Source organism: Providencia sp. PROV252, assembly GCF_033676005.1.
GTDB lineage: Bacteria > Pseudomonadota > Gammaproteobacteria > Enterobacterales > Enterobacteriaceae > Providencia > Providencia vermicola.
Map to the genome: position 1 here is coordinate 2,026,304 of NZ_CP096294.1, position 13,019 is coordinate 2,039,322.

Consider the following 13,019-nt stretch of genomic DNA (forward strand, 5'->3'; position numbering starts at 1 on the left):
CTTATTATTTATTCTGTTCAAGAATAACAGCTTGCGAGCGGGATGAAAATCGCTTGATCACTGAAACTACAATTAGAACAGCACAGAGCCATAACTCATGGTAAAGTGAGCGTCTTATTTTTGCTAATGAATAGGTTTCTGTAGTGCGCGACGACTTTTCCTCTGACGGCTTTTTGGCTAAAACAATTTCAGGCTTTCAACCTCGCGCTGCACAAGTGACAATGTCTAATGCAGTCACTGAAGCTATTGAACAACAACAGGTTTTAGTTGCAGAAGCAGGGACTGGAACAGGGAAAACGTACGCGTATTTAGTGCCTGCGCTAAGAAGTGGCAAAAAAGTGATTGTTTCTACGGGCTCAAAAGCACTGCAAGACCAACTTTATCATCGTGACCTGCCAACCATTATTAATGCCATGAATTACACTGGGCGTACGGCTTTACTTAAAGGGCGCTCGAACTACTTGTGTTTAGAACGATTAGACCAGCAATCATTAGGTGGCGGGAGTTTAGAACCTGAAATTCTATCAGCCGTTGTGCGATTACGCAGTTGGTCTATCGAATCTGAGCTAGGTGATACCAGTACTTGCCATGACATTGCAGAAGACAGCCCTGTATGGCCTTTAGTGACTAGCACCAATGATAACTGCCTTGGCAGTGACTGCCCGCGTTATCAAGAATGCTTTGTGTTAAAAGCGCGTCGTAAAGCCTTAGAGGCGGATGTTGTGGTCGTTAACCATCACCTGTTTATGGCTGATCGCGTTGTTAAAGACACAGGTTTTGGCGAGTTGATCCCAGAAGCCGAAGTAATGATTTTCGACGAAGCCCACCAAATTCCTGATATTGCTAGTCAATATTTTGGCCAGCAGCTGAGTAGCCGCCAATTACTCGACCTTGCTCGCGATATGATAATGGCCTATCGCACGGAACTAAAAGACCAGGTTCAACTGCAAAAAAGTGCCGATAGGCTTACACAGAGTACTTTAGATTTTCGTTTAAATCTGGGGGAAAACAGTTTCCGTGGAAATCTGCGTGATTTGTTAAAGTTAAATGAAGTCCAACGAGCTCTAACACTACTCGATGATTCCTTGGAACTTTGCTATGAAGTAATCAAAACCTCGCTAGGACGTTCCCAAAGTTTAGACTCTATCTTTGAACGTGTTACCGTTTATCGTAATCGTTTGAATCGATTAAAAGATGTCACAATTCCAGGTTACAGTTATTGGTTTGAAAGTTATGGGCGTCACTTTTTATTGGCGTTAACGCCACTTACCGTTGCAGATAAATTCAGCGAAATGATAGCGGGTACGCCAGCGAGCTGGGTATTTACCTCTGCCACGCTGTCTGTGAATGAAAAATTGAGCCACTTTACTGACCGTTTAGGGCTCACTAAAGCGAAAACGTTGTTGTTAGCCAGCCCCTTTGATTACGAAAGCCAAACGATGTTGTGTGTCCCGCGTTTTTTACCTGAACCAAATCAACGGGGAATTGCACAGAAACTAGCAACAATGTTGCGGCCACTTATCGAGAAAAATCAGGGGCGCTGTTTTTTCCTCTGTACGTCTCACTTAATGATGCGAGAGCTGGCTGAGGAATTTAAAGCCTCGTTGACTTTGCCCGTTATGGTGCAAGGCGAGAGCAGTAAAAACAAACTACTTGCACAGTTTATTGCGGCAGGCAATGCAGTCTTAGTCGCAACGAGTAGCTTCTGGGAAGGTGTCGATGTGCGCGGCGATGAGTTAACCTGTGTGATTATCGATAAACTGCCTTTTACTGCGCCTGATGACCCACTTTTAAGAGCTCGTATTGAGGATTGTGAGCTAAGAGGTGGTGATCCGTTTGCGGATGTGCAGTTACCAGATGCGGTGATCACGTTAAAACAAGGGGTGGGGCGTTTAATTCGTGATACCAGTGACTACGGTGTGATAGTGATTTGTGATAATCGCTTAGTAACGCGCCCTTATGGTGAAGTGTTTTTGCGTAGCTTACCGCCTTCGCCACGAACACGCAGTCTAACCAAAGCGATAAATTTTCTAGCAGAAAAAAGCGCGCTAGCAGCCGAGAAATAACTGTGTTTTTCTGCGATCCTATCGGCGGTTTATGCTACTATAAGCCGCATCTTTCAATTGAAATCTGTTAATTTGCCGGAGTTTAGGCATGTCGAGTCGTATTCTTGCTGTCGATACAGCAACTGAAGCCTGTTCCGTCGCACTATTATGTGGTGACGATATTATCTCACGTTTTGCTATTTCGCCTCGTGAACACACGCAAAAAGTTTTACCAATGGTAGAAGAAGTGTTAACTGAAGCGGGAGTCACTCTTAATCAACTGGATGCGTTAGCTTTTGGTCGCGGGCCAGGAAGTTTTACTGGAGTACGTATTGGGGTAGGTATCGCTCAAGGCTTAGCATTAGGGGCTGATTTACCAATGATTGGCGTGTCATCATTGATGGCGTTGGCGCAAGGTGTATTCCGCACAACCCGTCAATCAAACGTGCTGGTGGCGATAGATGCCCGTATGTCTGAAATCTATTGCGCGCAATATTCACGTACTGCTGAAGGTGTTTGGCAAGGCGAAGAAACGGAAGCTGTCTTATTACCTGATGATTTTAAACGTAAGTTTGCAGGTATTTCAGGGCAATGGAGTTATGCAGGCACAGGCTGGGAAGCATACCCATCCTTACTCAGTGGTGATGAACCCATTAAGAACAGTCAAATAACATTGCCTGATGCTCAAGACATGTTACCGATTGCAGCACAATTATGGCTTCAAGGTAAAACTATTGCTGTTGAAAATGTGGAACCGACCTATTTGCGTAATGAAGTGACGTGGAAAAAACTGCCAGGTCGTGAATGAGTCTAACAACGACATGATCAAAATAATAGGCTATTTTTTAACAGATAGCCTTTTTTAATGCATAAAAAACACATCGAATCATTCATAAAGATAGGTTATGATTAATAAGTATCCTATTTATATCTATCCAATTTAACATATCGTGTCTTCTTTGCTACAGACTATTTTAAACCGTATGACCTGAATTTATACTGTTGCTAATCGGAGGTAGTCTATGAACATTGAATTGAACTGCCGTAATGTACTGAAAGGCCTTTTTGTTGCCAGTGTATTAACACTAACTGGGTGCGTTTCTATACCTGCATCAATCCAAGGGTCAGTTCAAAACCCCGCTGATAGCTTAACATCCATTCAAAATGCCCCTGAAATGTATATTGGTCAGGAAGCACGCTTTGGCGGTAAAGTCCTCGCAGTAGCGAATGAGCCTACACGGACACGTTTAGAAATTGCGGTGATGGCACTGAGCAAATACGATGCAGCACCAGAACTCAATGCGCCGTCAGTTGGGCGTATCTATGCCTATATTAACGGTTTTCGTGAGCCAAGTGACTTTACGAACCGCTATGTCACTGTTGTTGGGAAAGTGACGGGAGAACAGCAAGGGAAAGTTGGGCAAGTTCCTTATAAATATGTCACCCTTGATGTTACAGGTTTTCAACGCTGGAATGTCGCGCAAAGTGTGATGATCCCGCCATCAGGCCCATGGGGTTATGGTTACTATGGCGATCCGTACTACTATAACCACCCATGGGGTTATGGTTACGGCTACCCAGGTGGCCCCGCACAAGTCCATACTTATCTCACTGAATAACCAAGATATTCCCAAAGCTGGCATAGGGGTACAATATGCCAGCTTAATTACCCCTTCAGGAAAAATAATAATAACGATGTGATAAATATAGTTGTTATTGTTGGCATTTCAGGTTTTCTCTTCAATAATGCACTTTATTTGTGGGAGAAAGATCTGTGTGTCCGCGGGAGAGAAAATGCAAAAAGTCTTCGTTGCTGGCGCAACAGGGTACTTAGGCCAGTACCTTGTTTGTGAATTGAAGCGCCAAGGGTATTGGGTTAGAGCATTAGTGAGAAATACAGGTCAGGTAAATTTAGTGGCGGCAGCGGATGATATCGTTGTGGGTCAAGTGACTGAGCCGACAACATAATGCATGATCCCTTTCGTTTATTATTTGTTTGGTGTTATCTATCGATTAGCATTAGATATAAATACGTAAAAAGTGATTCAAATAATATTTTATTCCTTATTCACCTATAATTCTGCGCTTACAAGCTGAATTGATTGCAGAATTTTCTGAACACACCTCCAAAATTTGCCAATATCAGTGTATAATTAGGCATAACTTATGCAGATTTACATCTGATTAACGAAATTTAAGAAAGCAGGGCGGCGTATGTCGCCTTGTTTTTTCTTGAAGGAACAAAATTTATTTAGTGATAGACCTCTCAACCTTGACATTGTCTGTTTTTCAAACTGGTACAATGAGTTAATAATTTGTTAAAGGAGATGTTGGGTATAATAACTTCACTAAATTTAGGAGCAACATTTTGGAAAAAATCTGGCTAAAAAATTACCCTGCTGATGTGCCGGAAGAAATCAATCCTGATCGCTTCGCTTCTTTAGCAGAGTTACTGGAAAACGCAGTTTCCCAATATGCCGATCAGCCTGCATTCATTAATATGGGGGCAGTGATGACGTATCGGAAATTAGAAGAAAGAAGCCGCGCTTTTGCTGCCTACTTACAAAATGGGCTTGGTCTTAAAAAGGGTGACCGCGTTGCCTTAATGATGCCTAACTTATTACAATACCCAATTGCTTTATTTGGAATATTGCGTGCGGGTATGGTTGTTGTGAATGTTAATCCACTCTATACCCCTAGGGAGTTAGAACACCAGCTTAATGATAGCGGCACAACTGCGATTGTGATTGTCTCTAACTTCGCCTCTACTCTTGAAAAGATCGTTTATAACACCAAAGTTAAACACGTGATTTTAACCCGTATGGGGGATCAACTTTCACGGCCGAAAGCGACGATTGTGGATTTTGTCGTTAAATACGTAAAACGCTTAGTACCAAAATACAATTTACCCGATGCCATCTCGTTCCGTCGTGCTATGCATTACGGTTATCGGATGCAATATATTAAACCCAATATTGCAGGCAGTGATTTAGCCTTCTTGCAATATACTGGGGGAACTACAGGGGTGGCTAAAGGGGCGATGCTAACTCATCGCAATATGTTAGCAAATCTAGAACAAGCAAGAGCGGCGTATGGTCCTGTATTGAAATTTGGTGCGGAATTCGTGGTGACTGCATTACCGCTGTACCATGTTTTTGCTCTTACAGTAAATTGCTTGCTTTTCATCAATGTGGGTGGAGTTAATTTATTAATCACCAATCCGCGGGACGTACCTGATACAGTCAAACAGCTTGGTCGTTATCCCATCACATCAATTACTGGGGTTAATACACTCTTTAATGCTTGGATCCATAATGAAGAGTTTCAAAAGTTGGACTTCTCGCGCTTAAGATTATCGGTCGGCGGTGGAATGCCAGTGCAAAAGGCTGTGGCTGAAAAATGGCAAAAGCTGACAGGTAAACATCTTCTTGAAGGTTATGGCTTAACAGAATGTTCTCCGCTAGTTACGGGGAATCCATATAATCTCACGGCATATAGTGGTAGTATTGGCTTACCCGTTCCATCCACGGATGTGAAATTTCTTAATGATGAAGGTCAAGAGGTTCCGCTGGGTGAGCCTGGCGAAATGTGGGTAAAAGGCCCTCAGGTGATGAAAGGTTATTGGAATCGTCCTGACTCTACCGCTGAGGCGATAATTGATGGCTGGATAGCCACGGGCGACATCGCAGAAATGGATAGTGAAGGTTATATCCGCATTGTTGATCGTAAAAAAGATATGATCATCGTGTCGGGTTTTAATGTTTATCCAAATGAAATTGAAGATGTTATTGCAACTCACCCTGATGTCATTGAATGTGCGGCGATTGGCGTACCAAGTGAAAGTACAGGGGAAGCAGTGAAAGTTTTCGTTGTCACGAAAAATGCGAATTTGACGGGGGATGAACTAAAAACATTTTGCCGTCGTTCATTAACGGCGTATAAAGTCCCTAAAATATTTGAGTTTCGTGATGAATTGCCTAAATCAAACGTTGGGAAAATTCTCCGTAAAGATTTGCGCGATGAAGAAAAATTGAAAAGAAATAAGTCACCTGCTTAAAAGTGATTTAGAATGTATAAACATAACGAATAGATGACGCCGGTTTATACCGGCGTCTCTGTAATGAAAATAGAAAAAGAGAAACTTGTTTTGAATTATCGTTTAGTGACCACAGATAGCGAACTAGCCCAAATATGCCAAGACGCCATTGATGCACCCTGGCTTGCATTGGATACCGAGTTTGTTCGTACAAGAACATATTATCCTCAATTAGGTTTGCTACAGTTGTATGATGGGAAGCAAGTTTCATTGATTGACCCACTCTCAATATCTGATTTCAGCCCTTTTAAAGCGCTGTTAACGGATCCAAATCAGCTTAAATTCTTGCACGCAGGGAGTGAAGACCTTGAAGTGTTTATGCATGATTTTGACTGCGTACCCGAACCGATGATTGATACCCAAGTGGTTGCAGCTTTTCTGGGCTATCCAATTTCATGTGGGTTTGCTTCATTGGTCGCAGAACATCTTGGCATTGAGCTGGACAAAAGTGAATCACGGACAGATTGGTTAGCGCGGCCGCTAAGTGAGAAACAATGTGACTATGCAACCGCGGATGTGCTGTATTTACTGCCATTAGCTGAAATTCTTATGCAGAAGGTCACGGAGTCAGGGTATTTAGAAGATGCTAAAGACGAATGCCAGCGTGTGGTTGCCCGTCGCCAAAAACTGCTGAAACCCGAAAGAGCCTACTTAAATATTCACAATGCGTGCCAGTTACGTGATGAGCAACTGGCATGCTTGCAATTACTTGCCGATTGGCGTTTGAACCAAGCTAAAGCACGGGATATGGCGATTAATTTTGTCGTAAAAGAAGAACATCTGTGGAAAGTTGCACGTTTCCTACCAACCACTCTTGGCGAGCTAGATAGCCTTGGTTTGACGGGACAAGAGATTCGTTGTCACGGTAAGCGTTTGCTAAGCATAGTTGAGCAAGCTAAGAAGCTTGATCCAAGCCTATACCCAGCACCAGTGGCGAATATTACCGAACAAAGCCAATATAAAAATGTCTTTAAAGAAATTAAAGCAGTGGTTAAAGATATCGCTGAAAATGAAAAGTTTAATGCAGAGCTATTAGCATCGAGGCGACAAATAAATCAGCTACTATCTATTCACTGGGGAATTAAATCTTCCTCCACGCCACCTGAATTATTGACAGGCTGGCGCGGTCGATTACTGGCAGAGCCCATAGCTAAATTACTAGCAAGCGTATAGCGTATCAAGGTACAAGAAGGGCGCTTCTTGTACCTAATCATTAGAATAACCAAGTCTGTTTTACTCAACTTTATTTTTATGTTTATTATTCCTCAATGAGCTTGTAAAAACACCACCGCATTTACTCATAAATATAATCATTCCATTTTCATCTAATAATTGTAATTACTCTTAAAAATTCAATTAACACTTTATTTAAGCCTCAACAAATAAAGTTACGCGTTGTAGGGCTATTGATTAACCCACTAAAAATAAAAAGATTATTTTGCTTTATGGCCTAATAATATAATTTTGAATTATATCCCCCGCATTTGTAAATGAAAATCATTTTCATATACTGAATCTCGAATATTAAAGGAAAGAATAATCTTTTATTTAATGTGTTTTTTAACCGCGTTATTTAATTCACACTTCAGTTGAAAAAGGATTCACAAATGAAGAAATTATCATTAATTACCGCCGCTGTATCTTTCTCTGTATTTTCTGTTGGTGTTATGGCTGAAACAGAATCAAAGCAAAGCTTAAGTTACGAATTTAATGAAACAAATATTATTGTCGGGAAAACTCAATCAACTATGGGGCCTCATGCTGGCAGTATTGGCGCACCGGGTATCGGCTCTCGCTTTATGAGAGAAGGCAAAACAATTTCATTTTCAGGCTTAAAAAACTTAGTAACGCAAAAGCCAGATAACGTTTATATTTTGGAAAGCGGCGGTAGCCCACATGGCGGAATGGGCAAATTCCAATTTAGCCAGGTTGCAGATGCCGAGGTATATTTTGGTGACTGGTCACAAACTGGTTTAGCGGATGATGCAATGCACACGGTTTATTTCTCTGGTGCGAATGCAACAACAGAAGTCCCAACCAGTGGCCAAGCGACTTATACCATAGCAGGTGTTAACCAGTTTGCGGGTGAAGCAAAACAGACAGGTTGGTTTAATGCTAATTTTGCGGATAAGTCATATACAGGTGCATTAGAAGGAACGAATAACCACTCCATGATGGGGGCTATTGAAGAAGATGGTAAATTTAGCGGTACTGCCATTGCCAATGAAACACATCATGGTAACAGCATGGGACAATTCTTTGGTGATAATGCAGAACAAGTGGCCGGTATTCTTTCTTATGACAACAATCGTGAATTAGATACGGCATTTGGTGGCCAGAAAGACTAATAATTACTGAAAATATAATTGGATAAAAAAAAGTAGGCAAAAGTAATTTTGTCTACTTTTTATTTTATCGAAAAAATGGTGATTTCTTTATGTTAGCTTTTAATAAAAAAATATTTTCAATATGTATTATTTTATTGTTGCTCATTTTTCAACTTACTGCATTTGCAGAGCCAAAATTGAAAGAGGAACTTATTGATATTTTAAATAGTTATAATAATAAAGAATATAAATTAGGAATAAATAATGTGAAAAATAGCAAAAAAAGCATCGACGAACTTGGTTTTATTCTTTATGATCTGGTTCATAAACACGAATTCGAAAAAATAGATGCTATTATCAATGGTTATATTAGTCATCAAAAACATGACAAAGAACTAGTAAAGTATATTTATTCTGAAAGGGCAATTTCAAAGAAAAAATATAGTGATGCTATTAAGCTATATAATGAAATCTTGGCTCGGAAACCTAATATGTTGCTAGTTGAATTAAAGCTCGCACGAGCATTGCTTTATGTTAAACATTATGAGTCGGCACTATCTTTATACCAAAGCGTACAAAATAAATACGGGGATAAAATATCAGGAAAACTCGCGGGTTATATTAATCGTCAAATAATAGATTTAAAAAATAAAAATCATTGGCAAGGCACTATTAAACTTGGTTCGAGTTATGATTTTAATTTAAATGAAGCATCAAACAGCCGAGAAACACACTGTTTTCATGGTAAGTGTATGAATAGTACCAACCAATCTATCGCTGGTGGAAAATGGCATTATTATATTAAATCAGCAAAGCGTTTTCCTCTCGTGGGTAACCATTCAGGGTTATTATCATTGGGCGCGGTTGGGGTAGAACCGATGAAAACAGTCACGGTTAGAAAAATGAATATATTTGTTAGCGGGGGTTATCAATATGAGGACGCTAACGCCAAAGTCCGTATACAGCCTACAGTTGAGGCGAAGTGGCATGATAACCAATATTATAATTTAAGCCTAGGGGGGAAAATAGCGACAGAGTATACGCTAAATCACCAGGTGAGCTTTTTAGGTGATATCGATTATAAAAATAAAACTTACCCTCACGAGTATAGTTTCAATGATGGTGATAAATGGGTTTATTCAATTGTTGGTACCTATTTAATCAACCCTCGGCTAATCGCTTTTGGGGGCATTCATGGCGCCAATAGGGAAAAACAACGCAATAGTGATAGCTATTCACAGTATGGGGTCAGAGTTGGTTTTTTAAAAGTCACTGAATTGTGTGATTTACTTGTTGTTCTAGGTTACAAGCAAACAAATTTCAAACAGTTTGATGCATTTTTAAATGTAAAAAGAAAAGACCACAATGGATATTTAAATACCCAAATGACCTTTGATAATAACAAAGTATTAAGTTTTACGCCTTCAGTTTATTTCAATAGCCAAGTGAATAAAAGTAAGGCGGATATTATTTATTCTTTTAAGCAAAGTGAAGTCGGTGTCAATTTCACCAAGAAATTTTAATTTTCACCGGAACAAATAATGAAAATAAAAACTGTGATAGCCATTAATATCGCGACAGGGTTATCTATTGGTAGTATTACACACTTAGTCTATGCACAACAAAGCGAAAACATCGGCTCTATTGTGGTAAATGATAAAGCGACCACTATCAAAGAGCGTGATAGAAAAGGGGCGGATGACCAATATGATAAAGACGAATCGAATATTTACATCAGTAAAGAAGAAATCGAACGCTATAAAGGCACCAACCCTGCAGATACCATAAACCATGCGGTAGGGGTGTACAGCGGTGATGCCCGTAATAGCGGGGCAATAGACCCCAATGTACGAGGGGTACAGGGGCAAGGGCGCGTCCCGGTAACTGTCGATGGCACAGAACAGGCTATCACTGTGTGGCGTGGCTACAACGGGGCGAATAACCGTAATTATATCGACCCAAATATGATTAGCAGCATTAAGGTCATGAAAAGCGCAACGCTAGACCGCGATGTGCGTACCTCTACAGGTGGTGGGGTGGCGATAACGACCCTAGGCATTGATGATGTTGTGGATAAATATGAGAAGTTTGGTTTTGATATTAAATTAGAAACATCGAGTAACTCCACAAATCCGAGGGTTAATCATTTAAACCACGGTATAGACTATCGCGATGATAAGCGACTATTGAGTACGCTAGACATGCAGAAGTTTCGTGGAATTTATTTTCAAGATCACGAAATGCTTGTTGATGCTCGTAGTAAAGGTAATGCCAATTTCTTTAATCTGCAAGATAACGCAGCGCGCATTGCCATTGGGACACGGCAAGAAAAGTTTGATTTGATGTTGGCGTACAGCTACCGCAACCAAGGTAACTATTTTGCTGGGCGCCGTGGGGCGGATAAATTTTATGATGATATTATTACCTATGACCCTAATAACACAAATAAGGCGATAGACCCATATATACCCTTTGTCGCTAGGATTTACGGGCCAAATACAGAGGTGGCGAATACATCAAATGAAATGTCGACATGGCTGGCTAAATTAAATTTGATGCTACCTTATGCACAAGACCTCTCCCTTGGTTATATGCATACGTCAAGCCATTATGGCGAAATCATGCCATCGCAAATTCGTTATCATGATTTAGAAGGGAAAATTCCGCAATGGCCTTTAGCTAACTTGGCGTTAAATACTTTTTACGCCAATTATTCGTTCAAACCCGAGTCCATTGGTTGGGTTGATTTCCGATTAGGTTATTGGTTGACAAAAACTAATTTAAACACAAATACCGCAGGTGGCCAGCCTAGGGAACCAATGGAAAGGGATTGGAATTATGAATTTGGTCGAGATAAAAATGTGGCTAAAAATCCTGCTATCAATGGCACCTTAGTTGATGGGATTAAATTAAACCAACTTAACGATCGCTATGGTGTTTCATTATCCAATAAATTTCAAATTACACCTGAATTTAAATTGACTTTAATGGGAAGCTTAATTGATGAAACCATTGGTAGCCGTGAAGATATTTTTAATTCGGATTCTAGCCCAAAGGGTAATATGTTCCGTGCTATCCCTAGGGAAGGTAAGCGTCGGGAATATAATGGTACTATTCGGTTTGATTGGCAGCCTACTGATTGGTTAAGCCTGAATGCGGGGGCTCAATATATTAGTTACTGGTCAAGAGATTTATTAAAAGAGAGGCGCATCGCGGCCAAAGATGTAAATTATGCACCTTATAGCCATATAATAGCTAAAAAATATAGCCTGTCTCGTATATTAACTTCAGCAGAATATCATCTAATACAAAAATATGTCGATGATAAAGGGCGAACGTTTAATGATTTAAAAAATAATTCACATGCTCAGACTAGGTTAGTTGAAAAAGCACTGTCAATGCCTCCCTCTACTATAATAATGGGGAAAATAGTAACTCCTGATGGAAAAAAGCAAGAATATAGAATTGTAGAGAAGAACCATTTAGCGGAATGGAAAGTAGATGAAAATAATAGGTTTATACGTAAAAACAATCCATTCTATAATGGCGAAATTGATTTAAAAGAAGAGGCTATAGACCCCGTAACAGGGTTAATAGCAAAAAAAGTAGCGGTAATAAGTAGTATAAATAATGAAGTGATGGTTGCAGATAAACAAAAATTTAAAGTGCCAAAAAGAAATGAAGAATCGGCTTGGGCGCCTGCGTTAGGAGCAACTATTTACCTAACAGAGAACGACCGAATATTTGGGCGTTATTTAGAAACCGTTAGGATGCCAAGTATATTTGAAGACACGATTGGTTTTTCGGGAGGAAGAGAGCCGAATTACACGCCACCGGTTTATTTGCCAGAACGCAGCCATACGATAGAACTAGGGTATGTGCGTAATTTCCAAGATCTCGTTGCGGCAGAAAACCATGCCGACTTACGCATAAATTACTATAACACGGTTGTCACAAATGCATTTGATAGGAACTACAGGTTAGTCTTTACGCAGGTTGATAAACATAACACGGCCGGTCTGGAATTATTAGCGCGTTATGATAATGGCTGGGTATTTGGTGACTTAGGGGTAGATTACCGCTTAAAAAATGAAGTTTGCGATGAAGTCTCACTGATGGTTATGGACCCCTATAACAAATTTGGTGGCCCAGAGTGTACAACAGCAGGGTTCCCCGGCGGCTATTTGCGTACTCAATTGCAACCTAAATATAGCATCCATGCCAACCTAGGTTTACGCTTCTTAGATGAACGTTTAGAAGTGGGTAGCCGTATGCGATATCACAGCAAAGCAAAAAATGAGGATGAAGCGGAAATGATAGATAAATATCCATACTCATATGCACCATTAAATAATAGCCCGATGAGTTGGAATGCGGTTTTTACCGCGGATGCTTATGTGAATTACCAGTTTAATAAAGACCTATCCCTTGAATTATTAGCCACAAATTTATTTGATGAATATTACATTGACCCATTAACCCGCAGTATGATGCCTGCACCCGGTAGAACGATACGCTTCAATGTAACTAGTCGCTTCTAAAAGGGATTCC

At 40.4% G+C, this 13,019-nt stretch carries 9 protein-coding genes; all 9 read left to right on the top strand.

Annotated features, from left to right (window positions below):
- Positions 1-143: 143 nt before the first annotated feature.
- The 9 genes from M1F05_RS09325 (at position 144) to M1F05_RS09365 (ending at position 13,009) form a co-directional block, all read left to right on the top strand.
- Positions 144-2,066: an ATP-dependent DNA helicase gene (locus M1F05_RS09325; protein WP_206084194.1), complete on the top strand. Its 1,923-nt coding sequence runs from the start codon at positions 144-146 to the stop codon at positions 2,064-2,066.
- 88 nt (positions 2,067-2,154) lie between these two features.
- Complete coding sequence (tsaB, locus tag M1F05_RS09330; RefSeq protein WP_272516289.1) at positions 2,155-2,853, top strand: tRNA (adenosine(37)-N6)-threonylcarbamoyltransferase complex dimerization subunit type 1 TsaB; 699 nt, start codon at positions 2,155-2,157, stop codon at positions 2,851-2,853.
- A gap of 214 nt (positions 2,854-3,067) precedes the next feature.
- Positions 3,068-3,664 carry a Slp family lipoprotein gene (locus M1F05_RS09335; protein WP_206084196.1) on the top strand — a complete coding sequence of 199 codons (597 nt, stop codon included), beginning with the start codon at positions 3,068-3,070 and terminating at the stop codon, positions 3,662-3,664.
- 175 nt (positions 3,665-3,839) lie between these two features.
- Positions 3,840-4,013 carry an NAD(P)H-binding protein gene (locus M1F05_RS09340; protein ID WP_206084197.1) on the top strand — a complete coding sequence of 58 codons (174 nt, stop codon included), beginning with the start codon at positions 3,840-3,842 and terminating at the stop codon, positions 4,011-4,013.
- Between the two features lie 400 nt (positions 4,014-4,413).
- Positions 4,414-6,102: a long-chain-fatty-acid--CoA ligase FadD gene (gene fadD, locus M1F05_RS09345; protein ID WP_206084198.1), complete on the top strand. Its 1,689-nt coding sequence runs from the start codon at positions 4,414-4,416 to the stop codon at positions 6,100-6,102.
- A 90-nt stretch (positions 6,103-6,192) separates the two neighbouring features.
- On the top strand, positions 6,193-7,314 hold the full coding sequence (rnd, locus tag M1F05_RS09350) for a ribonuclease D (protein ID WP_206084420.1): 1,122 nt from the start codon (positions 6,193-6,195) through the stop codon (positions 7,312-7,314).
- 434 nt (positions 7,315-7,748) lie between these two features.
- The gene (locus M1F05_RS09355; RefSeq protein ID WP_206084199.1) at positions 7,749-8,489 is read left to right on the top strand and encodes a Slam-dependent surface lipoprotein; all 741 of its coding nucleotides are present in this window, start codon (positions 7,749-7,751) and stop codon (positions 8,487-8,489) included.
- Positions 8,490-8,578: 89 nt separating this feature from the next.
- A complete protein-coding gene (locus M1F05_RS09360; protein WP_206084200.1) occupies positions 8,579-9,991 on the top strand; it encodes a porin family protein in 1,413 nt (470 codons plus the stop codon).
- An 18-nt stretch (positions 9,992-10,009) separates the two neighbouring features.
- A complete protein-coding gene (locus tag M1F05_RS09365) occupies positions 10,010-13,009 on the top strand; it encodes a TonB-dependent receptor domain-containing protein (RefSeq protein WP_206084201.1) in 3,000 nt (999 codons plus the stop codon).
- Positions 13,010-13,019 lie beyond the last annotated feature (10 nt).

Excerpts from the sequence above, each read along its gene's own strand:
- M1F05_RS09355 (WP_206084199.1), top strand. The coding sequence starts at position 7,749 with ATGAAGAAATTATCATTAATTACCGCCGCTGTATCTTTCTCTGTATTT.
- M1F05_RS09340 (WP_206084197.1), top strand. The coding sequence starts at position 3,840 with ATGCAAAAAGTCTTCGTTGCTGGCGCAACAGGGTACTTAGGCCAGTAC.
- M1F05_RS09335 (WP_206084196.1), top strand. The coding sequence starts at position 3,068 with ATGAACATTGAATTGAACTGCCGTAATGTACTGAAAGGCCTTTTTGTT.
- tsaB (WP_272516289.1), top strand. The coding sequence starts at position 2,155 with ATGTCGAGTCGTATTCTTGCTGTCGATACAGCAACTGAAGCCTGTTCC.
- M1F05_RS09360 (WP_206084200.1), top strand. The coding sequence starts at position 8,579 with ATGTTAGCTTTTAATAAAAAAATATTTTCAATATGTATTATTTTATTG.
- M1F05_RS09365 (WP_206084201.1), top strand. The coding sequence starts at position 10,010 with ATGAAAATAAAAACTGTGATAGCCATTAATATCGCGACAGGGTTATCT.